The sequence below is a fragment of the Cellvibrio polysaccharolyticus genome, from assembly GCF_015182315.1.
Classification (GTDB): Bacteria; Pseudomonadota; Gammaproteobacteria; order Pseudomonadales; family Cellvibrionaceae; genus Cellvibrio; species Cellvibrio polysaccharolyticus.
Genome location: NZ_PRDL01000001.1, coordinates 703,352 through 728,052 on the forward strand (window position 1 = coordinate 703,352; position 24,701 = coordinate 728,052).

Annotated in this window: 16 protein-coding genes; 11 read left to right on the forward strand and 5 right to left on the reverse strand. The window is 50.5% G+C overall.

Annotated elements, in window-relative coordinates; genetic code table 11:
* The first annotated feature begins 8 nt into the window (after nt 1-8).
* Complete coding sequence (arsJ, locus tag C4F51_RS03190; protein WP_235992265.1) at nt 9-1,250, forward strand: organoarsenical effux MFS transporter ArsJ; 1,242 nt, start codon at nt 9-11, stop codon at nt 1,248-1,250.
* A 56-nt stretch (nt 1,251-1,306) separates the two neighbouring features.
* Here the strand turns inward: arsJ and C4F51_RS03195 are convergent, their stop codons facing one another.
* The 3 genes from C4F51_RS03195 to C4F51_RS03205 all read right to left on the reverse strand — a co-directional run bounded on the left by C4F51_RS03195 (nt 1,307) and on the right by C4F51_RS03205 (nt 7,014).
* Entirely contained in the window at nt 1,307-2,437 is a 1,131-nt protein-coding gene (locus C4F51_RS03195; protein WP_193907091.1) for an aldo/keto reductase, read from the reverse strand.
* A gap of 306 nt (nt 2,438-2,743) precedes the next feature.
* Nucleotides 2,744-4,081, reverse strand: a complete 1,338-nt coding sequence (locus C4F51_RS03200) for a serine hydrolase domain-containing protein (protein ID WP_193907093.1) — start codon at nt 4,079-4,081, stop codon at nt 2,744-2,746.
* Between the two features lie 137 nt (nt 4,082-4,218).
* A complete protein-coding gene (locus C4F51_RS03205) occupies nt 4,219-7,014 on the reverse strand; it encodes a TonB-dependent receptor (protein ID WP_193907095.1) in 2,796 nt (931 codons plus the stop codon).
* A gap of 471 nt (nt 7,015-7,485) precedes the next feature.
* Between C4F51_RS03205 and C4F51_RS03210 the strand changes: the two genes are divergently transcribed.
* Both C4F51_RS03210 and C4F51_RS03215 read left to right on the forward strand, forming a co-directional pair.
* The gene (locus tag C4F51_RS03210) at nt 7,486-10,149 is read left to right on the forward strand and encodes a TonB-dependent receptor (RefSeq protein ID WP_193907097.1); all 2,664 of its coding nucleotides are present in this window, start codon (nt 7,486-7,488) and stop codon (nt 10,147-10,149) included.
* 90 nt (nt 10,150-10,239) lie between these two features.
* The gene (locus C4F51_RS03215; protein WP_193907099.1) at nt 10,240-12,612 is read left to right on the forward strand and encodes a glycoside hydrolase family 127 protein; all 2,373 of its coding nucleotides are present in this window, start codon (nt 10,240-10,242) and stop codon (nt 12,610-12,612) included.
* A gap of 318 nt (nt 12,613-12,930) precedes the next feature.
* Here the strand turns inward: C4F51_RS03215 and C4F51_RS03220 are convergent, their stop codons facing one another.
* On the reverse strand, nt 12,931-13,953 hold the full coding sequence (locus tag C4F51_RS03220) for an arabinan endo-1,5-alpha-L-arabinosidase (RefSeq protein WP_235992266.1): 1,023 nt from the start codon (nt 13,951-13,953) through the stop codon (nt 12,931-12,933).
* Nucleotides 13,954-14,222: 269 nt separating this feature from the next.
* On the opposite strand from C4F51_RS03220, the gene C4F51_RS03225 reads away from it, so the two are divergent.
* The 5 genes from C4F51_RS03225 (at nt 14,223) to C4F51_RS03245 (ending at nt 21,141) form a co-directional block, all read left to right on the forward strand.
* Nucleotides 14,223-14,384, forward strand: a complete 162-nt coding sequence (locus C4F51_RS03225; protein ID WP_193907101.1) for a hypothetical protein — start codon at nt 14,223-14,225, stop codon at nt 14,382-14,384.
* 41 nt (nt 14,385-14,425) lie between these two features.
* The gene (locus tag C4F51_RS03230) at nt 14,426-15,490 is read left to right on the forward strand and encodes an aldose epimerase family protein (protein ID WP_193907103.1); all 1,065 of its coding nucleotides are present in this window, start codon (nt 14,426-14,428) and stop codon (nt 15,488-15,490) included.
* Nucleotides 15,491-15,653: 163 nt separating this feature from the next.
* Nucleotides 15,654-17,051, forward strand: a complete 1,398-nt coding sequence (locus C4F51_RS03235) for a family 43 glycosylhydrolase (RefSeq protein WP_193907105.1) — start codon at nt 15,654-15,656, stop codon at nt 17,049-17,051.
* Nucleotides 17,052-17,221: 170 nt separating this feature from the next.
* On the forward strand, nt 17,222-19,150 hold the full coding sequence (locus tag C4F51_RS03240; protein WP_202987601.1) for a glycoside hydrolase family 97 protein: 1,929 nt from the start codon (nt 17,222-17,224) through the stop codon (nt 19,148-19,150).
* 146 nt (nt 19,151-19,296) lie between these two features.
* Complete coding sequence (locus C4F51_RS03245) at nt 19,297-21,141, forward strand: family 43 glycosylhydrolase (protein WP_193907107.1); 1,845 nt, start codon at nt 19,297-19,299, stop codon at nt 21,139-21,141.
* 115 nt (nt 21,142-21,256) lie between these two features.
* Here the strand turns inward: C4F51_RS03245 and C4F51_RS03250 are convergent, their stop codons facing one another.
* Nucleotides 21,257-21,976 (reverse strand): FadR/GntR family transcriptional regulator, encoded by a 720-nt coding sequence (locus tag C4F51_RS03250; RefSeq protein WP_193907109.1) that lies wholly within the window; start codon nt 21,974-21,976, stop codon nt 21,257-21,259.
* A 450-nt stretch (nt 21,977-22,426) separates the two neighbouring features.
* On the opposite strand from C4F51_RS03250, the gene lgt reads away from it, so the two are divergent.
* From lgt to C4F51_RS03265, 3 genes are read left to right on the forward strand one after another with little or no spacing between them, the layout of a single operon-like run.
* The gene (gene lgt, locus C4F51_RS03255) at nt 22,427-23,239 is read left to right on the forward strand and encodes a prolipoprotein diacylglyceryl transferase (RefSeq protein ID WP_193907111.1); all 813 of its coding nucleotides are present in this window, start codon (nt 22,427-22,429) and stop codon (nt 23,237-23,239) included.
* Between the two features lie 12 nt (nt 23,240-23,251).
* Nucleotides 23,252-24,091, forward strand: a complete 840-nt coding sequence (locus C4F51_RS03260; RefSeq protein WP_193907113.1) for a thymidylate synthase — start codon at nt 23,252-23,254, stop codon at nt 24,089-24,091.
* Nucleotides 24,092-24,100: 9 nt separating this feature from the next.
* Nucleotides 24,101-24,613 carry a dihydrofolate reductase gene (locus C4F51_RS03265; RefSeq protein ID WP_193907115.1) on the forward strand — a complete coding sequence of 171 codons (513 nt, stop codon included), beginning with the start codon at nt 24,101-24,103 and terminating at the stop codon, nt 24,611-24,613.
* The last annotated feature ends 88 nt before the right edge of the window (nt 24,614-24,701 follow it).

Genomic DNA, 24,701 nt, shown 5'->3' on the forward strand with positions numbered 1-24,701 from the left:
GGAAAGGCATGATGACAACAAGCATTCCCCAGCAAGGGTTAAGCTCGGACATACAGCAATACCTCGTTGTTACGGGTAATTATTGGGCGTTTACCTTAACTGACGGGGCGTTACGTATGCTGGTGGTGCTGCATTTTCACCAGCTGGGTTATACGCCGCTGCAAATTGCCGGGCTGTTTTTGTTTTATGAAATTTTTGGCGTAATCACGAATTTGGTGGGTGGCTACCTGGGCGCGCGTATTGGCCTGAACCGCACCATGAATATTGGGCTTGCCTTGCAAATTGCGGCCCTGTTTATGTTAGCTGTACCCGCCGACATGTTGAGTGTCGTTTGGGTAATGGGCGCGCAAGCGCTTTCCGGTATCGCCAAAGATCTGAATAAAATGAGTGCTAAAAGCTCTATTAAATTACTGGTGCCCTCCGATCAGCAAGGTCAACTGTATAAATGGGTGGCGATACTTACCGGCTCAAAGAACGCTTTAAAAGGTGTCGGTTTTTTTCTTGGTGGTGTGCTACTTGCGTTGCTTGAGTTTAAAGGGGCAGTTATCGCGATGGGCGCTGCGCTAACAGTTATTTGGCTGGCGAGTTTATGGTTGCTAAAAAAAGATTTGGGAAAAGCTGAAAATAAACCAAAATTCAATGAGCTGCTTTCAAAAAGCCGGGCAATCAATGTTCTATCGGCAGCGCGCCTGTTCTTATTTGGTGCTCGTGATGTGTGGTTTGTCATTGCCTTACCGGTATTTTTACGTAGCCAGCTCGGCTGGGATTTCTGGACGGTAGGTAGTTTTTTGGCGGCATGGATAATTGCTTATGGTGTGATTCAATCCATAGCGCCACTTGTTACCGGTAAGAGCGTGAGCAGCGCGCCAGGCCGACAAACTTTTATCTGGGCGTCGCTGCTCACCGGTATTCCGGCAATTATCGCTCTCGGGATAAGTTCCGGTAGCTCTACAGCAACACCGGTGTTAATCGGCGGATTGCTGGTATTCGGGGCGGTCTTTGCAATCAATTCTTCGCTACACAGTTATTTGATAGTGCGTTATGCAAAGTCTGATGGGGTTTCACTTGATGTAGGTTTTTATTACATGGCCAATGCGATGGGACGCTTGATCGGAACATTGCTGTCGGGCTGGGTTTATCAGACGGCAGGGCTTGAAGCCTGCCTGTGGGTGTCGAGCACCTTTATTGCTGTAGCGGCGTTAATCTCTCTGCGGTTGACGAATCCTTCTGACAAACGCTGCTCGATTTAATGCCGCGTAGCTTTGGCACCGGCGCGTCGATAACGCCCCGGTGCGCTGCAAAAATATCAGGCGGGCAAGGGGGCGTTTTCGGCAATCAGGCCCTGGCGCACCGCTTCGGTCCAGAATTCACGGGGAACGGTTTTGCGCATCGATTCTGCGTTCTCAATAGACTGGCGGCGATTTCTTGCACCGGGAATAATCGCAGAAACTACATCCGGCGCGTTACAAAAGTGCAAGGCGGCAGTGCGTAAATCGGTTTTGTGCTGGTAAGCCAGCTGGCTCAATTTTGCCCGTTTTTCGATGGCTCCATCGGGAATGGTGCCGGAGTAATTGTAGCGATCGCGCCCCGCGAGAAAACCATTGTTCAGCGGTGATCCCACCAGTATTGAGGCGTTGCGCGCGCGACACAGTGGAAACAAACGATCAACCGTATCCTTGTGATCAATCAACGAATATTTACAGGCCTGCAACACAATATCCGGGTCGGCCACTTCAAATGCCTTGATCGACGGCTCCAGGGTATTCACGCCCATGCCCCAGGCTTTGATGATGCCTTCTTCGCGCATGCGGGTAAGTTCCGGCATGGCACCTTTGACGGCCTGCTCAAAATATTCCGTCCAGCGCTCTCCCATATCCCCATTATCCGGAGAGAGGTCATGGATAAAAACAACATCAATATGGGTTAGCCCGAGACGCTGCAAGCTCTCTTCAATGGAACGACGGGTGCCGGAGGCGCTGAAGTCGTATTCATGGCGAAATTGCGGCGCGTTTTCCCATGAGCGGGGTTTTATGCTGGCGTCCGGGTGTAGCAGGCGGCCAATTTTCGTGGAGAGCACAAAATCTTCTCGCGGCATACCGTGCAAGGCCACACCGAGACGGCGCTCGCCAAGCCCCAGGTTGTACCAGGGAGAGGTATCAAATAAACGCACACCGGATTGCCAGGCCGCTTCTACGGCGTCAATCACCTGAGCATTGGGGCGCGTGGGGCCAGCATGAGCGATGGGCGCACACCCCATCCCTACCCGAACCGGCGGGCGATAGCGGGAATAATTGCCGGTGTTGCGCGGCAAGCTGTCCGGCGCATGAAGATTAATCGGGCCGGGCAGTGACTCTTCCGCGTAACTGCGACTGGCGACCAGCGCACCTGCAGCAATCAATGCGGCAGACCCGGTGAGAAAACGGCGACGATCTGTCATAACAAAACTCCTTTCATGTTGTTGAAATGATGTAGTAAAAAGTTGAATAGGGTTGCGATTGTCAAAACGGACGTGAGTTCCTGAGGTTTTGCCCGAATACCCGGCGGGCTTTCCAGGTTGTGGCACCCGTAGCATTTTGTGATGGACTTCGAAGAAGTGAGCCCTTGCCGCAAGCGGGTTTGCGGTTGCAATCTGGCGGACAAGTAGAAAGAGCGGGGGAGAAAATAATTGCCGGGCAGGGCGCCCGGGTTGTACGTAAAAAGCCGACGCTTTGCAGGCGCCGGCTTTACCGGGAAGGAAAGAGTGCTACGGGGCTTCCGGTTGGTTTTTTAATATTTCATACGCCTTGCCTAAAAAGGTCGGGTACAAGGGATCGCGTTGGTACATGTTCAAGTAAAACAGAGCAATCATGTTGTTTTCAGGGTCAATAATAAAATCGGTTCCCATCATACCGCCCCAGGCGTAAGCCGTATTGGATACCGCGGGTGTCGGCTTTTTGCCATCATGATACAGCTCGAAGCCGAGGCCGAATTGTAGCTGGTCGCCATCCGGGCCGGCCGGTGGCAAGCGGTTGATGGTGGTCATCAACTCGACCGTTTCCGGCTTGAGAATAAGGTGGCCGTTAAAGGTGCCTTTGTTCAATAGCATCTGACAAAATTTTGCATAATCTTCAATCGGGCCGTTGAGGCCAATCGCGCCTTCTGCATAGGTCTGTTGTGCGCTGACTGTGCCCCGACTGTAAACATCGGAACCGGCAACCAGTTCACCGTCAACGAGGCTATAGGGTTTTACGAAACGGCTAAAGGCATCTGCTTCATAAAACCAATCGGTGTCATCCATGCCAAGCGGTTGCAGCACATTTTGTTTTACATAATCACGCAACGGTTGGCCGGAAATTCGCTCAATCAGGTAGGCCAGCATATTGGTGCTGATGTGATAATTCCATTGCGCACCCGGGTCAAACCCTAGCGGATATTTGGCAAGCGCCAACATTTCTTCTTCCAAATAGGCTGCGTGGTAATTACCGCCGCCCGTATGTTGGCCACTGGGTTGAATTTCCTGTTGCTGGCTGCCAAATCCCAGTGGCGTGCCACTGCCGGATTTTTTCCGACGCGCTTCACCGGCAAGACCGGCACCCAGGCCTGAGGTGTGCGCCATCAGGTGAACAAAGGTCATCGGGGTTTTCACCGGGCGGGTTTCATAACTGCCATCGTCGTTGATCTTGACCAATACCTGATCGGATATTTCCGGAAAGTATTTGGCAACCGGATCATTGATATCCACCAGCCCTTTTTCCACCAGCGTCATGAATGCAACGGTGGTTATCGCTTTGGTCTGGCTGAACAAAACATAGTAATCGTTCAGTGATGCAGGAATCTGATTTTCAATGTCTTTCCAGCCGAATGCATTGGCATACACAACCTTGCCATCTTTTGCGATAAACGCAGCAAGACTGGCTGCCTTTTTATCGTCTACAAAAGCTTTTAGTAATGTGTCCATTTGTGTCAATTGCTGCGGATCAACACCCGCGGCTTGAGGCCCACCTGAATAATCAAATGTTTGCGGTGTTGTATCTACTGCTTGTTGGGTAGTGCAGCTGACGGCGAGTAAGGCCAGGGCGATGGTGCTAATAAAACGTTTCATCAATGGAAGGCTCCTGCATTTTTTATGGTTTTTTGTATTTTTCGCATTATTATTTTCCTTCTTTGCATTTCCCATTTGCAACAAAAGCGGAATACCTTTCGATACTCCGCTTTTGTTTTTATGGCTCAAACTTTCTATCAGAAAGAGTAGCGAGCACCCAGGGCAAAGGTTCTGCTGTACAGCGATGAACCAAAGCTGTGAGTTCTTGCGTTACCTTCACCGTAATAACTCTGATAAATCTCTTCGGTCAGGTTGGTACCGTCGAGAGTAATCATGAGCGCGTCGTTAACCTGATAGCTGATCTGTAAATCAAGTGTTTGCTCAGGCGCTCTCCAAACCTCACGAGGGTTGGCAAACAAGGCCGCCTCATAATTGTTGAAGAACTCTTTACGCCAGGTATACGACAAACGAGCACCCAGTTTCTCTTTTTCGTAAGCCAGTACCACGGAGTAAGAGCTATCCGATACGCCACCCATATTGGTTTTGTTGTAACCAATAATATTGCCTTCGTCATCGGTATCAGGGGTGGTCAGTGATGAATCCAGCATGGTGTAGCTTGCCTGGATACCAAAGCCATCAAGAACTCTCGGTAAATTTTCCGGGAACCAGATGGCGCCGATTTCCAAACCTTCAAGATTGCCATCACTACCATTAGCCGGCTGGGTAAGAATGAAGGTGCCAGGAGTACCATCCAATTTTGGCCCGGTGATTTGACGGCGCATGTCGACAACCAGACCTTCGATGTCGCGCTTGAACAGGGTTCCGTAGAGTGAGCTGCCTTCCGCGAAGTACCACTCCAATGATAAGTCGTAGTTGACCGACTCTACCGGTGCCAGACTCGGGTTACCGCCTGTTGCAGTACCATAACCTACGCCGGAAACATCCTGGTTGTAGATAATTTGCGAATTAAGAGACGCAAATGCCGGACGGCGCAAGGTTTGTGTATAGGCGAAGCGCGCTAATAAATCGTCCGTTAACGCATAACGCAGTGTCAGGCTTGGTAATACCTTGGAGGTATCGGCTTTTGCGGTGTATCTATCCAGATTTGCAGAAGACGAATCAAAGAATGTCATATCGGTATCATAGGCCGCATAACGAAGACCTATTTCACCATCCAGTATCCGACCGGCAACCTCTGTCTCAAAGTTGGCACTAACATACAAGGCAGTAGACAGCTCGCTGATCTCGAACGAAGGATCGAGAGACAACCTGTCGAGATTATATAAACCTCTGTACTCGTCTATATTACCGCGCAAATAATGACCATCTGCAACCGCCCAGGTGGTTGGCACATCGGAATTTCCATCAAAGAAATTCCGATTGATATAGGTCATTTCCGGCGTAATGGCGATGGAATTATTAAAGCCTTCCTGACGGCTGAAATATTCAGCCGCTGAGCGATCATCAACGCGAATACCGGCCCGGAAAGTATTAAAAATGCCGATAGATTCCTCCCAGGTTAAATCCGAGGTGAAGGTTATCGAGTCGCCCGTGTTACGGTTTGCGTTGTCGTACAGTTGTGCGGTTGTCCAGTTTTTGATATCAGCTACGTTCGCTTCATCAAGATCCGCTGTGGCCGGGTTATCAATAAATCCGAAGGAAGGAAGACCACCTCCAGAGTTAAAGTCGACATTGACACCGTGGCGACCGCCTTCATAGCGCATAGCAACGAAGTCAGTGTTGTACTTACTGTCCTGATAAACAATCTCGGATTTAAGCTTCAGATTGTTAGCCAAATCCCACTCTCCGCCAAAGGCGTATAAGTAGCTATCGGTTTTTCCAGTGGCCAAATCGCCGCTGGTGAATGAGAAGTTATTACTGACACTGCGGGATTTAACAATATTTGTACCCGGGAACAGAACAACATTGGCATCCTGTACGGCAGTGGGGCTATTGGCGTAATCGCCCCACCAGTCTGCAAACGAAAACAGTAAGGAGTTAAATGACTCATTACGGTAGCTGTTATAGAAAGCTTCGAAGGTGTAAACAGACGCATCATTGGGCGCATATTGCAAAGACAGGTTTACACCATTTCTTTCACGCTCGCCGGTGAAGTCACTGGCGAAAATAGCGTCACGGCCCAGGATATATTCCATCGGCGTGCCGTTCACATCAAGCGTTGATCCTGGTGCTGACGGCAGCCCGGAGATCAACCCCGGTTGCCAGATGGGGTTTTCCGAAACACCGCCGCGATCCAGGAATATCCTTTCATAATTACCAAAGGGCGCAACCGGGTTTTCAGTCGCGAAAGGTACCATGGCACCGGCGGTTACGCTCTGGTCGCGGTAATTGGTTTTCGCCAGGGAGAAGTTTAAAAGCGCACCAAATTCGCCGCCGCCAACTTCCCAGCGATTGCTCAACAAGGCACTGAAATGAGGATCAGTTTTGTCAGCCTGCTCTTGATGGATCGCTCTTGCAGCGACTAAAACCTTGCTGCCATCAAAGTCGAGAGGGCGTTGGGTTTTAACGTCGATCGAACCGGCAATACCTGTTTCGATTTGAGACGCCGAGCGTGTTTTATACACGTCCACCTGTTTTAAAAGGCTGGCAGGAATGTCTTGCAAGGCGACAGACAGCCCGGAGGAGGTGAAGATACTTCTGCCGTTTACCGTGGTGGTCACATCGGTTAAACCACGAATCGACACACCGGCAATTTCGCCGGCACCACGGTTGGTAACCTGTACACCCGAAATGCGTTGCATGGCTTCCACAACGTTGTTGTCAGGGAACTTGCCAATGTCTTCCGCAACGATCGCATCAACGACGGAAAAGTTCTCCCGCTTGATATCAACGGATTTCGCCAAACTCGCACGGATACCGGTAACAACGATTTCCTCAATCGCTGCATCGTCATTTTCCTGGGCAAGAAGGGATTGGCTTGAAAGGGCCACGGCCAGCGCGATGCTGGTGCTTAACATGGAGCGAGTAAACATGTGATAACTCCCGCGAAGTTTGGATAGCAGTCTCGAGGGCATTTATTGTTAAGGCGGCCACATCGAAACTATTGTTTTTATTTAATGGAGCGAAAGCATAGTATTGTAATATAAAAAGATAATCAATCGCCGTCTGCTGTCTTTACGTTTCTGCCTGCTCGTCTCTTTTTGGCGGTCTATTCTCTCTGCTTATTTGTCTTATTAATAAGGTCGGTGCCTGTAATAGGTAAGTGCTTGAATGCTCATGTATGGCGGGTTTTCGGTGTTTTAACACCGCTTGCGCGCATTGACTCCTGTCGTAAAACCTTCTATTTTAGTCATATAATATGTGAATAATAGGAAGTTAAAGCCGGCCTTATTCAAGGCAGCGGGTCGCCGGAATTCAGCATATTTATAATATAAATTGATTCAGTCAAAGTGTACCAACCGTTTTTGGTTCCGGCAGAACCAAAGTTCTCGGGAGTTTCATCCATGTTGCAGAAAAAAATATTGAGCCTGTCTATCGCTCTGGCGGTGGGTGCTGTGGCCAATTATGGCTATGCCCAAAGCGAAAGCGCTGGTGTAGTAGAAGAGGTTTTGGTTCGTGGTGTGAAAAGCAGTGTGGCCGGTGCCATTGCTGTTAAACAGGAAGCCCAGCAAATTGTGGATTCCATCGTTTCGGAAGATATCGGCAAGTTGCCGGATAACAGTGTGGCGGCTGCCTTGCAACGGGTGACCGGTGTCCAGATTACCCGCTTGAATGGTGAAGCGTCAGGCGTGATGGTGCGCGGTTTGCCCAACGTTGTGACTACCCTGAATGGCCGCAATATATTTACTACCACGGGTCGTGGTATCTCCATGGCCGATATTCCTGCCGACCTGCTGCAACGTGTAGATGTTAAAAAATCCTCTACCGCCGACGACCTGGAAGGTGGCATCGCCGGTCTGGTCGATGTTCGTTTGCGTCGTCCTTTTGACTTTGATGAAGGTCTGACAGTTGCTGGCGCCGTGCGCGGTGAGTACAGCGACCGCGCCGAAAAAACCGACCCTGCCGGTAGCCTTACGGTGAACAATACCTGGAATACCGGTGCCGGTGAATTTGGCGCGATGTTCAGCCTGTCTTATCAGGATCGCCGTTTTATGGACCAGGTGAATTTCAACACCGCTCCCGGTGCTGAAATCATTAACCATCCGTTGTCGGTCGCGAACCCGGCCGGCACTGCCGAGTCGCTGATTCCCGGTGTTATCGGTTCCTACTATCGCTATGGCGATCGCAACCGCACCTCCGGTAACCTGGCTTTGCAATGGCGTCCGAATGACAGCGCCGAATATTATTTCGAAGGCTTCATGGTCGATTACGATCAGGACTCGGAAATGAATTTCTGGGTGCCGCTGCCCTCCTGGGGTGGTTTTGATGGGTATGTGACCGAGTACAAACCCGGCACCAACGTTGTGAAATCCTTTGTCAGAGACAATGCGCCCGGTACTATTTCCAGTAACCAGGCGTTTGCCAATGCCTCCAAAACCTCACAGTTTGCGATTGGCGGTAAGTGGGATTTGAGTAGCACTGTGCGCTTAAGCTCCGATTTGGCTTACACCAAAAGTGAGGCAAACAGCCGCGGCTTTATTCTCGATCTGGTTTTCTTTGCCCCGCGTGTTGCCTATGACTTCTCAAAAAATAACAGCGGTGTTTCGGACGTTACTATTACCAATGCCGATGGTTCTCCGTTTGATTTGTCGAACCCCGACCATTATTTGCTGAACCAATTCTTTGATCAGCGCAGTCAGCAGGAAGGTGATGAAGTTTCCTGGAATGCCGATGCGACTTTTGAATTGGCAGACACCGGTATTACCTCGCTGGATATAGGTGCGCGCACCAGTTGGCGCACGGCCTTTAACCAGGAAGCCGATACCGGTGGCCGTCCGAACATCAGTGGTCGTGATGTGCGCATGACTGAATTTCCCGGTATGGAAAGCATGACACCGAACAACTTCCTGGAAGGGGTCGCGTCATTAAATACCAAACAATGGCTGACGCCATCTCGCGATTATATTTACGCCAACCGCGTCGATATTCGTCAGACGATGGGTTATGGCCCGGAAGATCCATCCTTTATTCCCGCCCGTTTCTTCGATAACGATGAAGACAGCTATGCCGTTTATGCCAAGGCGAACTATGCACTGGAGCTGGCCGGTATGCCGTTGGATGGCCAATTCGGTGTGCGGGTGCTGCGCCTCGATTCAAGCCTGAGCGGTATCAATATTATTGATGGCTCGATTGAAGAACCGATCACCATTTCTTCATCGGATAACAAAGTGTTGCCAAGCCTCAGTGCACGCCTCGGCTTGCGCGATGATCTGTTCCTGCGTTTTGCCTACGGTGAAACTATTTCCCGCCCAGGCTTTGCTGACCTGAACCCGGCAACCGCTTACTTCCAGCCAACACCCACCATGCCGGATAACGGCACAGGTACCGGTGGTAACCCATCGCTCAAAGCGATTGAATCGTCCAGCTTTGACGTATCGCTGGAATGGTATTTCAGTGATGTAAGTTCGCTTACCGGTACACTTTTCTACCGCGATATTGACGGCTATATTCAATTTTACGCCGCCGAAGAAATGCGTGATGGCGTTCCTTATCGGGTAACCCGTCCGCAAAATACCGGTTCCGGTTCGCTGGAAGGTGTTGAATTGGCGTATACCCATTTCTTCGACTTCCTGCCGGGTATCTGGTCCGGGTTTGGTGTGCAGTTAAACGGTACCTATATTGATGGTGAAGCCTTATCGCCTACCGGTGTTATGCAGCCACTGCAAAACGTTTCCGACAAGTCATACAACGCGGTGCTGTTGTATGAATACAACAAGTTGTCGGCGCGTTTGGCTTACAACTGGCGTAGCGAATACTACGGCAGCTTTAATGAAGGCGGTGCGCAGCCAGGTAAATCGCTGGTGGTGAAAGACTCCGACTCGTTGGACTTGTCGGTCAGCTATGACATCAACGACAACCTGACGTTGTCTTTCGATGCCACCAACCTCACCGACTCGGTTTACGGCGATTACTTCGGTGGTCACTCATCGGCGGATGCCTATCTCTACCCGCGCGATACTTATGCGCGTGACAAGACTTACGCGGTGGGTGTGCGTTTCCGTTATTAATGGGCGAATGTTCATCGAATTTTCTTCTGTACCTCCCGTTATCGGGAGGTTTTTTTATCAGGAGAGCGTGTTTTTAAACAGGAGAATAAAATGCATAAAACCTGGATCTGTACCTTGTTGTTGCTAATGCCGCTCGCGGTTTTCGCGGCAAAAAAAGATGCACCTATTGAGTTGTTTCCACTGGCGGATGTTCGCTTGCTGGACAGCCCTTTCAAAAAAGCAGAACAGAAAAACCTGCAATATCTGCTATCGCTTAACCCGGATCGTTTATTGGCGCCTTACTGGCGTGAAGCCGGCTTGCCGGTAAAAACACCGAGCTACGGTAACTGGGAATCGACCGGCCTCGATGGTCATATTGGTGGACACTATGTGAGTGCGCTGGCGTTAATGGTTGCCGCGACCGGTAATGAAGAGGTTAGCTACCGCCTGAACTACATGATGGCCGAATGGAAAAAAGTTCAGGAAAAAAACGGTAATGGTTACATCGGCGGTATTCCCGACGGCGATGAAGCCTGGCAAGCCCTGGCAAAAGGCGTAATTGATGTTGATAATTTTTCGCTGAATGGAAAGTGGGTGCCCTGGTACAACATTCATAAAGTCTACAGCGGCCTGCGCGATGCGCACCTTTATGCCCATCACCCGGATGCTTTACCGATGTTGGTTAAATTGTCCGAATGGGCCTTGCGTACCACGGGTAATTTGACCGATGCACAAATGGAAACCATGTTGCGCGGTGAATACGGCGGTATGAATGAAATCTTTGTCGATGTGGCCGAGCTCACCGGAGATGATAAATATTTAACCCTGGCGCGCCGCTTCTCCCATCATCTGCTGCTCGACCCCTTGCTGGAAAAGCGCGATGTGCTAACCGGCATGCATGCCAATACCCAAATTCCCAAAGTGATTGGCTACAAGCGCATCGCCGATGTGACCGGTGATAAACAGTGGGACGAAGCCTCCCGTTTTTTCTGGGAAACGCTGGTAGAAAATCGCAGTGTCTCCATTGGTGGCAACAGTGTGCGTGAGCACTTTCATGAGTTGAATAACTTTGAAACCATGATCTCCGATATCGAAGGGCCGGAAACCTGCAACACCTATAATATGTTGAAGCTTTCCAACCTGTTTTATCAGTCAACGGGGGAGCTGAAGTTTATCGATTTTTACGAGCGCGGAATGTACAACCACATTCTCTCGTCGCAGCACCCGCAAACCGGTGGCCTGGTGTACTTCACACCCATGCGCCCCAACCACTACCGGGTTTACTCCCAGGTGCACGACGGCATGTGGTGTTGTGTGGGTTCAGGGCTGGAGAACCACGGTAAGTACGCGGAACTGATTTACGCGCACCGTAAAGACCAGTTATTTGTGAATCTCTATATTCCTTCTACCTTGCAATGGAAAGAAAAAAATATTGCGATCACCCAGCAAACCGCATTTCCCGATGAAGGGCGTAGCGTTATTCGTATCGATAGCAAAGGCCGCTTTGGCTTGAACTTGCGTTACCCTTCCTGGGTTGCCGCTGGTGCGATGAAAGTAAGCGTTAATGGCAAGGCGATAAACATCAAATCCTCTCCCGGTGAATATGTGACCATAAAACGCCGCTGGAACGCGGGTGATGAAGTGCGCGTGGAATTGCCAATGACCACACGGCTGGAGTCGCTGCCGGATAAAAGCCACTTCTATTCTGTTGTGCATGGCCCGATTGTGCTGGCCGCAAAAACATCCCCGATTGCCAACGAAACACTGAAACAATTTGGTGACGACAGCCGCATGGGGCATATCGCCAGTGGTGCACTCTGTCCTATTGATCAGGCGCCGGTGTTTGTTACCGAAGATGATGAGTTTGCATCCAAAATCCAGGCGGTCAGCGGCAAATCGCTAACATTCTCTGCGCCCGTTGTAGAGAATGGCAAAGCAAAAACCGTTGAGCTGATTCCATTTTTTCGCCTGCATGACTCGCGCTATATGATCTATTGGCCAATGTCCTCCCGCCAGCAACTGCAAGACATGCAGCAAAAAACAGCACTGGAAGAAGCTGCCCGGCTGGCACTGGCTAAACGCACTATTGATCAAATCAACCCGGGCCAACAACAACCCGAGTCGGATCATTTTCTGAAGTTTGGCAACAGTGAAATGGGAATTCATCAAGGACGGCATTGGCGTCATGCCAGCGACTGGTTCAGCTATTTAATGAATGATCCGCAACAAAAAGCGGTTGCCTTGCAGCTCACTTTCTTTGCTGGCGATGCCGGACGTGAATTCGAGTTGTGGGTAAATGGCAAGAAAACAACCGACATCAAATTGCAGCCACAATCCAATGACAGTTTCTACTCCATGGATTATAAAATTCCGGCAGATGTACTGGCGTTACATAAAGACGGTAAACACGAAGTGAAGTTTGTTGCCAAACCGGGTTCTGTTGCGGGCGGGCTTTACTATGTGAGATTGCTTAATTCGTTGTAGTAAATATTTTTTCAGAACGGAAAACCAATCCCGCAATGGATTGGCTTTCTGCGTTCAGGTTCCGGAATTTTTATCACAAGCGCTTTAAAAAATGGATCGAACGGTTGATATCCCGGAGGTAGTAAACCAGGTCTTTCCGACTGACTGAAAAACCCCGGATCGGCACAATGGGAGTTTGGCGTTAGGGGTCTTTGTTCTAAAACTGTCGAGTCATGGACGACTCGACAGAGCTACATGGATGTATTTATGCGTTTTTGGAACAAAGACCCCTAATGACGAACGCGCAGAGTGGCACTTGCTTGCTTTATTTGAAAAAAATTATTCCACCCGCTTGCTAACAAATGTATCCAGCTCCTGCGGATCTACAACCGGCCAACCCTCTTTATTCCAGGTCATCTCCAGCATTTTAAACTTCTGCTTGTAATTATCAGCCGCTTCATAAGCATGCACCACCAGATAATCCTTGCCCTTAAAGGTATAAGCACTGTTATGACCAACGCCCGGCCATCTCTCATTGCCCTCAATTAAAAGGCTGCCGCCGCCGTGGTTAAGATCAACGCCTTCCTTATCCAAATAAGGGCCGGTCACCGTTTTCGCGCGACCCACCACAACCTTGTAATCGCTATCCTTGCCCTGGCAGCACTTATCCCAGGACACAAACAAATAATAAAACTCACCCTTTTTAAAAATAAACGGTGCTTCCAGCGCGGCAGGTGCTGCAGAAGCATCCGCTGCGGTAAAGGGGCGCTCGCGCTTGGCAATGGAATACCACTCTTCGGGTTGGGCAATGCTGAGCATATCCGCAGACAGTTTGAATATTTTCAAACCGGACCAGAAAGAACCGAAGCTCATCCAGGGCGTACCGTCTTCATCAATAATCACCGCCGGGTCAATGGCGTTCCACAAATCGCGGCCCGGTACTGATTGCACCACAATGCCCTTATCTTCCCAGGCGTAATCCGGCGAGGATGAATCCAGCGTTTTATTAACCGTTACGCCAATTGCAGAGGTATTTTTACCGAAGGCCGAAACGGAATAGTAAAGATAGTAGAGGCCATTGTGGTGAACGATATCCGGCGCCCACAAATGACCATTGAAAGTCGCAGATACCGATTTTGCCCATTCCGGTTCGGTAGCAAAGGCGCGGCCATCGGGCGTCCAGTTCACCAGGTCGGGTGACGAATAAATAGTGATGCCGGGGCCGGTGCTGAACAGATACCAGGTATCGCCTTGTTGTGCCATTACCGGATCGTGTACATCCACCTGGCGAGCGTCAGCGGTGCAAGCCGTCAGGATGACGCCGCTTACAAGGGCGACCAGCGGTTTCATAAAAGTACGCATGGGGTTCTCCATCAGTTTTTATTGATCGTTTTCGGGCGAGCCATCGCTACAGGCGGACGGGTAGCGTCATAATGAGAATAATTGTATTATAATAATACTCGTATTTTAAATAAAAATAACACGACCGGCCCGGCAGGTGTTGGTTTTTGAGGTCACTTGTTATGCACATTCACCGGCCAGGGTTATTTGGCGGAAACATGAAGGCCGCCCCTTAAGCATTAGTATCCGGGCGCCAGCGTTACATTACACTGGCTGAAGATGGCGAAACCGTGTTAATGATTTATCATGCCCGCGACTATAAAGGTTTGCAGGGCACGCCGTTAACCGACCCCAATCGCCATATCTATGTAAGAAGGTTGCATGGGACGGCCGATGGTATGCCGGACTCCGGCAGCATCACAGTGACAGAAACACCTTTCCGGATTAATTGACCCGATCCGCTTATCAGGGCGGATTTCTTTTTGGAATTTTTATGGCTACAGCATCGGTAACCCAGCGTTATTTTGATACCACCCCGACAGGGGAGGTGGTCACCCTATTTTGTCTCGACAACGGCAAGGGTATGTCGGTTGATATAATTAACTTTGGCGGCATTATCACCTCCATCCGCGTGCCGGATCGGGATGGCCAGCTGGCGGATGTCGCGCTGGGTTTTGACACGCTTGAACCCTACCTTGGCGCGGCGCCTTATTTCGGCGCCCTGATTGGTCGTTTTGGTAATCGTATTGCTGATGGCCGTTTTGAGCTGGATGGCCAGGTGTTTCAGCTGGACGTAAATAACGCACCCAATCATTTGCATGGCGGTGTGACCGGTTTCGATAAGGTGATCTGGTATCCCACGCCTTTTGTTACCGAAGACGATGCCGGTTTGAAATTGTTTTATTTCAGTCGCAATGGCGATCAGGGCTATCCCGGCAACTTGCAGGTTACCGTTACCTACCGGTTAAGCCGCAATAACGAATTGCTGGTCGACTACCATGCAACGACCGACGCCGCCACGCCGATCAACCTTACCCAGCACAGTTATTTCAATTTGTCTGGCGCTGGCGACATTCTCGGTCATGAAATGTGGATTGATGCGGATGCGATTACTCCGGTGAACGCCAACCTGATTCCTACCGGCGAACTGATGCCGGTAGCGGGCAGCGTTTTCGATTTCAAATCGCCCAAACCGGTAGGGCAGGATATTGATGCCGATCACGAACAGCTGGCGTTTGCCGGCGGTTATGACCACAACTATGTGTTGAAAAAGCCGCAACACGGTCTTTTAACTCTGGCGGCGCGCGTTACTGAACCGGTATCCGGCCGCGTGTTGGAAGTGCTGACGGAAGAGCCTGCGGTACAGTTTTATGCCGGTAATTTTCTGGATGGTTCGCTGGCTGCTCGCGGCAATGTGTATTCACGCCGCAGCGGTTTGTGCCTGGAACCGCAACACTTTCCGGATTCACCCAATCAGCCGAATTTCCCGTCGGTTATTTTGCAACCGGGCGATGAATATACCACCCGCACTATTTTCCGCTTCTCCGTAGACGCCTGATGTTTGCTGCGGCGCCATTATCCCGGTAATGGCGCTTTTATCACTGTTAACCTCCCCGGATTCTTAATTTCGCCATAGGTTTTCCTGCCTGACGCGGTTATTATTTGTTCGTCTTTTTGTAAGACAATATTACTTAATAATAACGTTAATAACAGGTGATTCTATGTTGCATTCCGTTCGGGCCCGTGCGGCCAAATGTTGCTCCCTGCTGTTGTTGGGCTTCTCTCTGACCAGTGTCTTGCCAGCCACGGCGCTGGACTTGACCGGCCTGGTAAATTCTCATGATCCCGGCGCCATTGTGCGCGATGGCGATACCTTGTTTCATTTCACCACCGGCCACGGGGTGTGGTATTCCACGTCTACCAACCTTACGCATTGGACCGGCGCTCCCTCCACGGTATTCGGTAGCAGTTGGCCGTCCTGGATCAACAGCGCCGTTCCCGGGTTTGACGGCCACTTCTGGGCGCCCGATGTGATTCAGATGGGCAATTATTACTATCTGTATTATTCGGCCTCTACCTTTGGTTCATCCACCTCGGCCATCGGCGTGGCGCGTTCGCCATCGCTGAAAAATCCCGCCTGGCAGGATTTGGGTGTGGTGGTGCAGTCCTACGGTGGTTTTACCGAAATGAATGCGATTGACCCGGCCTTGTTCCGCGATTACGACGGCAAGGTGTACATGAGTTACGGGTCGTTCTTTGGCGGTATTGGTATTGCCGAAATCAACCAGAGCACCGGTAAGTTGGCCAGCAGCGTCAGCCATATTTATGGCGGTGGTCACCAGGATATTGAAGCGCCTTACATTACCCGCGATGGTGATTACTACTACCTGTTTGTGAACCGGGGTAGCTGTTGTCAGGGCGCAAACAGCAGTTATTACGTGCAGGTATCACGCTCCACCAGTATTTACGGGCCCTGGTCGGGCACGCGCACCATCCTTGGTAATGTCAGCGGTAAATACAAAGGGCCGGGGCATATTGGTTTGCTGAAAGAAAATGGCTGTAACTATGTCTCGACCCATTACTACGACCTGAATGACAACGGCAATGCCAAGCTGGATATTCTGCGCATGACCTATTCCGGCGGCTGGCCGGTACTGACGCGCAATTTTTCTTCTGTCAGCAGTTGCGGTGGTGTAAGTGACGGCATTTATTCGTTAACGGCTCGCCACAGCAACCGCGCCCTTGCGGTCGATAACGCCTCCACCGCCAATGGGGCTTTTGTTGAGCAATACGGTTATTCCGGTGCGGCTAATCAGAAGTGGTACGTCATTGGCCAGAACGCCGGCAATTACAGCCTGATTAACGTTAACAGCCTGAAGAGTCTGGATGTGTGGGAGCTTTCAACTGCGCCGGGTGCGCGCATTGCCCAGTGGGATTATTGGGGGGGCGATGGGCAGAAATGGAAGCTGGACGCGTCTGGCAGTCACTTTGTGGTTCGCTCTGTGTTGAGCGGCCTGGCGCTGGATGTACTCAATATGAGCACTGCCAATGATGCCCAGGTTATTCAATGGAATCTTACCGGCGCAACCAACCAGCAATGGTCGATGATTCGCCGTTAATCATAAAGCCCTTCGCCGACAACCGGTGAAGGGCTTTTTCGCCTCCGGCTTGTGCGGGTAAACCCCGGGTTTCGGCTGCCAGGGTGAGCGCTGATTTACCCCGGGGTGGCTGGTATTGTCCGGGCAATCCTTATAGACTATAAAATATAATATGATAAATAGGGCCTCTCATGAAAATTCTACTTGCTTGTCTGCTGGTATTGGCATTGACGGGTTGTACGCGTCAGGATGATATCGAAATATCCAGCCCCGATAGCCGCATTAAAGTCAGCGTATCGCTGGATAAACAAAACACAGCGCACTACACCCTTTCGATAGATAACCAAACGGTCTTGCAATCCTCCCGGTTGGGGATTGCGCTGAATGATGCCGATTTTTTGCAAGGTCTTTCTGTTCAATCGGTATCGGCAATAACACCGGTTCAGGAAAGTTACGAATTATGGACCGGTAAAAAAAGCCACATTACCTATGCCGCCAATGAGCAATCGATGGTTTTTCATAACCGCGAAAAGCAGCCTCTGCAAATAGACTTTCGCGTTTCCAATGATGGCCTTGCGTTTCGCTATGTATTTCCGGGTAGCTCCACTGACATAAAAACCGTGACCCACGAAGCAACGTCTTTCAAATTTCCTGCTGATGCCAAAGCCTGGTTACAGCAAGTGGCTGTTGCGCAAACCGGCTGGAAAAATACCAACCCTTCTTACGAAGAGTTTTATGAAACGGAAATTCCGGTGGGGCAATCATCACCGACAGAAGCCGGTTGGGTTTTTCCAGCCCTGTTTCAAAGCAATAACCATTGGTTGCTGATTACCGAAGCTGGCATGGATGGCAAATTTCATGCGTCCCGCCTGCAGCAACACGCAGAAGGTGGCGAATATAAAATCGGCTTTCCCATGGCGGCAGAAGTCTATACCGATGGTGCTTTGATGGCGCAATCGGCACTGCCATTTGCATCACCCTGGCGAGTCATTGCCGCGGGGTCGCTGGCGACCATTATTGAATCTACCCTGGGTACCGATCTGGCTGCCCCGGCGATTGAAATGGATACCGACTTTATCAAGCCGGGCATTGCATCGTGGAGTTGGGGGTTATTAAAAGACGAATCAATTGTTTACGACATACAAAAAGCGTTTATTGATTATTCCGCTGATATGCAATGGCCCTATACGCTGATCGATGTTAACTGGGATCAGAATATCGGTTACGACCGCTTGCAGGAACTGGTGGCTTACGCGGCAGAAAAAAATGTCGGCATTCTGGTTTGGTATAACTCATCAGGTGCATGGAACGAAACCGAGTATAGTCCCAAAAATGCGTTGCTCACCCGCGATCAGCGCTTGCAGGAGTTTGCGCGTCTGAAAGACATCGGTGTTAAAGGATTGAAGATTGATTTCTTCTCCGGTGACGGCCAGTCGATGATGGCTTATTACAACGATATTCTGATCGACGCTGCACAATTTGATCTGTTAATCAATTATCACGGCTCATCGCTGCCGCGCGGTTTGCAGCGCACCTATCCACACATGATGACGATGGAATCGGTAAAAGGTTTTGAGATGATTTCTTTCGACCAAAAAGTGGCGGATCAGGAAGGTGAACACGTCAATATGTTGCCTTACACCCGTAACGCTTTTGATCCGATGGATTTCACCCCGACAGTGTTTTTTGAAATCCCCAATATTGAACGAAAAACCAGTAACGGTTTTCAGCTGGCGCTGCCGATTATTATGCTTTCCGGTATTCAACATATTGTAGAAACGCCGGATGGTATGGCCAGCGTGCCTTATTTTGTTAAAGATTTTATGCGCAAGGTTCCCGCTCGCTGGGATGCGGTGAAATTTATTGACGGCTATCCAGGCAAATACACCATCATCGCCAGAAAAGCGGGTGATCATTGGTATGTTGCCGGTATCAACGGTGAGCAGAATGAAAAATCACTGCAACTGGATTTAAGTTTTATCGGTGATAGCCAGGGTTTCATTATTGAAGATGGCCCTACGCCCTTGTCTTTTGTAAAAAGCCCGCTGCGCGCCACCGCTAACACCGATGTTCGTGTCGCAGCGAATAGCGGTTTTGTTATGGTTTTCAGCGTTGAGTAAAAACCTGCTAACCACTGCCATCTGTTGGACAGTGGTTCACATAGCCTGGCAGCAAGAAAAAATTGATTGCTGCGCATGAGAAGGTAACGCTGTTTTCGAGGCGGTTCATCGTGCGCAGGTGCTGTTTTAAATCCGAGGAAATTTTCATGAAACGATTGAGTCAGAAATGGGCACGGCAACTTGCGGTGCCTGTAATCGGTTTGTGCGCTGTATTGAGCGGCTGTGCAACCACAGAAAACACGGTTAACGCTGGCAATATTGACCCCACCAAGCCTACCCATTTTACCAATCCATTATTTGAAAATGGTGCCGATCCCTGGCTGGAATTTCACGAGGGTAATTATTACCTGACGACCACGACCTGGACATCCCAGCTGGTGATGCGCAAATCGCCTACGCTTGCCGGGTTATCAACGGCGACGCCGGTGAATATCTGGTCGTTCAGTGAATTTGAACGCTGCTGCAATTTTTGGGCATTTGAGTTTCATCGCTTAAATGGCCCTAACGGCTGGCGCTGGTATTTGATGTTTACGTCCGGCCGTGAAGGCACGCTGGATCATCAGCATCTCAGTGTGGTTGAAAGTGCCGGTGATGATCCTATGGGACCCTACGAATACAAAGGTTCCATGATGCCTGACACCTGGAATATTGACGGCACTTATCTTGAGCACAATGGCAAACTTTATTTGTTGTGGTCTGAATGGGTGGGTGATGAGCAACGTAATTTTATTTCAGAAATGAGCAATCCCTGGACGCTGGTCGGTGAAAGAATGTTATTGACCCGTCCGGTGCTGGAATGGGAAACCAGCGGTCGCAAAGTGACAGAGGCACCGCAAATTCTCAAGCGCGATGGCCGCACCTTTATGATTTATTCTGCCAGCTATTGCGATACACCGGACTACAAACTCGGGCAACTGGAGCTGGTTGGTAATGATCCGATGAAAGCTGAATCCTGGCTGAAAAATCCCGAGCCGGTTTTCCAGCGTGGTAATGGTGTTTTTGCGCCTGGCCACAATGGCTTTTTTGTATCACCGGACGGTCAGGAAAACTGGCTGGTGTATCACGGCAATTCATCCGAGCAACACGGTTGCGGTGCAACCCGCTCGGTGCGTGCGCAAAAATTTACCTGGCATGACGATGGCACGCCCAACTTCGGCGTTCCTGTTCCTGAAGGTACACCGGTGGCTTTACCTTCCGGCGAAAATGGTCCGTTGCAAACATCTATCATGGGTGCAGCCTATCAATTGGTTAATCGCAATACCTCACAATGCCTGGCTCGCAATCAGGGCGGTAATTTGAATGGGCGCTGTGAAGGTGATGCGGCTGCCTGGGTGGTTGATTACACCACAGACGGCTATTTCCGTTTTGCCAACAATGCCAGTGGCCAATTCCTGGGCACCTGTGAGGCAGGCGCGCTGGCACAAACGCCGTGGATCAATCATTCCTGCCAGGAGTGGAAGCCGGTTCATACTGAAAACGGCTGGTGGTCATGGCAGAACCGTCAAACCGGAAAGCTGCTCGGCGCCGAACAATGTCAGGGCGCCAACTGCGACCAGTGGCGAGTGCAGCCGGTAGGACCTTTGGCAATTACCAGTGTGCAAAGTGGCAAGGTGTTAGCCGCTGATCATTGTGCAGTGGGCGGTAATGTGGAGCAGCAGGAATGGAAAAACACCGCCTGTCAGGCGTGGAATTTCAAATCGGTTGAAGATGGCTTTTTCCATATCACGCCGACCGGGCAAGATAATCTCTGCCTGACCGTAGAGGCGTCTTCCATTGTTACCGGCGCGAATATGTTATTGGGTGCCTGCGAGGGCAACAACAGCCAATGGCGTATCAGCCATCTGGCGGACGGTACGCAACAGCTGGTAGCGAGACACAGCAGCAAAGTCGCTGATCTTGCGCATTGTGGTTTGGATAATGGTACCAACATTGCCCAGTCAGAAAATCTCAATACTATCTGCCAGAAATTCCAGTTGCGGAATATTCGTTAAGGAAAAACAGCTGCTGGCGAGCAGCTGTTTCGAGCGCAATAAAAAAGGCCACATCTTCTGTGGCCTTTTTCGTAGTTGACAAGCAAATAATGGATTACAAAGTAATCCGTTAACATCAGGACTGCTCTTTTGCGGTCAACTCTTCTTCAATAAAGTTTAACGCTTCATCGATAATCAACAGCATGGAGTGCTTGGCGCGTTCCGGGTTGCGATTTTTAATAGCGTTAAAGATTTTCGCGTGATCTTCTACTACCGCTTCGTGGTTGGCTTTTATCGGGCTGGTGTAGCGAATACTGACATGCAACGCTGTTTCGATAAAATCGCGCAAGCGAATATAAAAACGGTTGTTGCTGGCATAGAGAATACTTACGTGAAATGCGATATCCGCTTCCAGTTCTGCTTCGAGATTGTCGCCAGCGGCGCGCATGCGCTCCAGTGCGGCCTCAATGGCATCAATTTTTTCCGGTGTGGCATTGCGTGCAGCCAGTGCCGCGGCTTCCGGCTCAATAGCAATACGCATTTGTAAGAATTCTTTCAGCACCTTCATGGACGGATTGCTTTCGAGTGACCAGCGCAGCAGGTCGGTATCAAAAATATTCCATTGTTCGCGTGGCAGGATACGAATGCCCTGGCGTGGCTTGCTGGAAATCAACCCTTTGGCAGAAAGCATTTTGACGGCTTCACGAACTGCACTGCGACTGACTCCGAATTTTTCACACAATTCTGCTTCGGTAGGCAGGCTGGCATCCTTGTCAAAAACCCCACACACGATTTGCCGACCCAGCTCCTGGGTCATACGTTGTGACAGGTTAAAATTGCGGTCGAGCAGTGGCATACAGTTTGTGTCCGGAAATTGCGTAAGAATTGCGCAAGCATATCGCCTTGGATTATTGATTACAATCTTATTATTGCCAGAAACAGCCTGCATAATCCGGCAATTTCAACGAAAAACAGGATAATTATTTTCATCGCTCCGGCTGCTGCGGATTGAAATTTCAAAAGAGCAGGGCAGCTTTTGATCAATCGGTAATATCCTGATTTATAATTTTTTTGGCGCAGTAAGATAACGACGTCTCGATATGTTCAGGATATTCATGCGCGCGCAAATCTTCCTTCTATAATAATGTTCCTGATGACGACACCCTGACCTCTGCGCGAGGCGGGAAGCAATGGGTTGGCCGCTGCGGCGGCGAGTAATGCTGAACAGTGGCGGCCATCTGTTATATAGTGGCGCCTGCCCACCGCGTCATAACCGTATTTATCGGTACTTTTTTGAGCCTCCATTATGATGACTTACCCCAATATTGATCCTGTAGCCTTTTCCCTCGGCTCTTTTCAGGTGCATTGGTACGGCATTATGTACCTGTTCGCATTCGCCAGCGCCTGGTTGCTGGGGATGTACCGCGCTGGCCAGCCCGGTGCCCTTATTAACCGGGTGCAGGTTGAAAATTTAATCACCTGGGCCGCCTTTGGGGTGATCCTGGGGGGGCGCGTCGGTTATGTGTTTTTCTATCACCTCGACTACTGGCTGGAAGACCCGCTGTGGTTGTTCCGCATCTGGGAAGGCGGCATGTCTTTCCATGGCGGTTTGCTGGGCGTAACCGTGGCGATGTTCCTTTATGCCCGTCGCCTCGGTGTGTCCTACCTTGGCTTGATGGATTTTGTTGCACCGCTGGTGCCGCTGGGGCTTGGCTTTGGTCGGCTCGGCAACTTTATTGGTCAGGAGCTTTGGGGGCGCGCTACCGATTCCCGCTGGGGAATGGTATTCCCGCGTGATCCGGAAGCCTTGTCGCGCTATCCATCGCAGCTTTACCAGGCCGCTCTTGAGGGGCTGCTTCTATTTATTATTGTTTTTTGGTTTTCTGCAAAACCACGCCCTCGCGGCGCAGTCTGTGGCCTGTTCCTGGTGTTTTATGCCTGCTTCCGCTTCCTCGTAGAGTTTGTGCGCGAACCGGACGGTCACATAGGTTTTGATTTGTTGGGGTGGGTAACCCGTGGTCAGTTGCTATCACTGCCCTTGTTGGCATTGGGTATAGCTTTGCTGGCTTACGCTTACGGTGTTGGCAAGAAAAAAGCGGCTTCCCGGCCTGCAGCTTGAAGAGAGTTATAAATGAAGCAATATCTGGATTTAATACAGGACATCATTGATAACGGTGTAGATCGCGGTGATCGCACCGGCACCGGCACCCGCTCGGTATTCGGGCGGCAGTTGCGGTTTGATCTTTCCGAAGGGTTTCCGCTGGTAACCACCAAGACCGTACACCTGAAAAGCGTCATCGTTGAATTGCTGTGGTTTTTGCAAGGGCGTACCGATGTTGCCTGGCTGAAAGAGCGCGGTTGCAATATCTGGAATGAATGGGCCGATGAGCAGGGCGATCTGGGGCCGGTTTACGGCAAGCAATGGCGCAGCTGGGCTTGTCCGGACGGGTCAACTATTGATCAGATTGCCGAGGTGGTTGAGCAAATTAAACAGCGGCCGCACTCCCGCCGGCTGATTGTCAGTGCCTGGAACCCGGCCGACTTGCCGGACGAAAAAATATCCCCGCAGCAAAACGTTGCCAATGGCCGTATGGCGCTGGCGGCCTGTCATACCCTGTTTCAATTTTATGTGGCCAACGGGCGGCTGTCCTGCCAGCTCTATCAGCGCAGTGCCGATGTGTTTCTCGGTGTGCCGTTTAATATCGCCAGCTACGCTTTGTTAACCCATATGATTGCGCAACAGTGTGAACTTCTGCCAGGTGACTTTGTCCATACGTTCGGTGATTGTCATCTCTACCATAACCATTTAACCGATGAGATCGTTTACGAACAGCTACGACGCCAACCACGGGAACTTCCCCGACTGGAAATCAGGCGAAAACCGGACTCCATATTCTCCTATCAACTGGATGATTTCGACTTTGTCGGGTATCAACCGCATCCGCGCATTGTCGCGCCTGTTTCGGTATAAGGACAGATTGTGAAGCTGGCTTTAATTGTTGCAGCAGGTAACGGAAATGTTATCGGCAAGGCCAATACCTTGCCCTGGCGTTTGCCGGAAGACCTGAAATATTTCAAGGCGACCACACTGGGTAAACCGGTAATCATGGGTCGCAAAACGTTTGAATCTATCGGTCGGGTGTTACCGGGGCGTGCCAATATCGTGGTAACACGCCAGCCGGACTGGGCAGCACCGCCAGGTGTCATTGTTGTAGCCTCTGTCGAAGCGGCATTACAGCGCGCGGCCGCCCTGGTGGCGGCAGGTCAAACAGATGCAGATGAAGCAATGATCATCGGCGGAGCCGAAATTTATCAATATGCGCTACCGCTGGCGGAGCGGATATATTTCACCCGGATTGAAGTGGATGTGCCTGATGGTGATGCATTTTTTCCGGAATTATCGCCACAGCAGTGGTATTTGGTTTCTGATGAGCCGGGATCGGCGACGGCAAGTTACCGCCATCGTTTTCAGGTCTATCAGCGAGCTGGTTGAAAAGTAACCTTTAATAACCAGTGATTCTTAAAAAAGGAAGGAATAGTGTGCCATTGGGGGGTGAAAATTTCCTGGTGTTACCTGTTTT

Bases quoted from the DNA above. Each gene is read 5' to 3' on its own strand.
- arsJ (WP_235992265.1), top strand. From the start codon at position 9: ATGATGACAACAAGCATTCCCCAGCAAGGGTTAAGCTCGGACATACAG.
- C4F51_RS03195 (WP_193907091.1), bottom strand. From the start codon at position 2,437: ATGACAGATCGTCGCCGTTTTCTCACCGGGTCTGCCGCATTGATTGCT.
- C4F51_RS03200 (WP_193907093.1), bottom strand. From the start codon at position 4,081: ATGAAACGTTTTATTAGCACCATCGCCCTGGCCTTACTCGCCGTCAGC.
- C4F51_RS03205 (WP_193907095.1), bottom strand. From the start codon at position 7,014: ATGTTTACTCGCTCCATGTTAAGCACCAGCATCGCGCTGGCCGTGGCC.
- C4F51_RS03210 (WP_193907097.1), top strand. From the start codon at position 7,486: ATGTTGCAGAAAAAAATATTGAGCCTGTCTATCGCTCTGGCGGTGGGT.
- C4F51_RS03215 (WP_193907099.1), top strand. From the start codon at position 10,240: ATGCATAAAACCTGGATCTGTACCTTGTTGTTGCTAATGCCGCTCGCG.
- C4F51_RS03220 (WP_235992266.1), bottom strand. From the start codon at position 13,953: ATGCGTACTTTTATGAAACCGCTGGTCGCCCTTGTAAGCGGCGTCATC.
- C4F51_RS03230 (WP_193907103.1), top strand. From the start codon at position 14,426: ATGGCTACAGCATCGGTAACCCAGCGTTATTTTGATACCACCCCGACA.
- C4F51_RS03235 (WP_193907105.1), top strand. From the start codon at position 15,654: ATGTTGCATTCCGTTCGGGCCCGTGCGGCCAAATGTTGCTCCCTGCTG.
- C4F51_RS03240 (WP_202987601.1), top strand. From the start codon at position 17,222: ATGAAAATTCTACTTGCTTGTCTGCTGGTATTGGCATTGACGGGTTGT.
- C4F51_RS03245 (WP_193907107.1), top strand. From the start codon at position 19,297: ATGAAACGATTGAGTCAGAAATGGGCACGGCAACTTGCGGTGCCTGTA.
- C4F51_RS03250 (WP_193907109.1), bottom strand. From the start codon at position 21,976: ATGCCACTGCTCGACCGCAATTTTAACCTGTCACAACGTATGACCCAG.
- lgt (WP_193907111.1), top strand. From the start codon at position 22,427: ATGATGACTTACCCCAATATTGATCCTGTAGCCTTTTCCCTCGGCTCT.
- C4F51_RS03260 (WP_193907113.1), top strand. From the start codon at position 23,252: ATGAAGCAATATCTGGATTTAATACAGGACATCATTGATAACGGTGTA.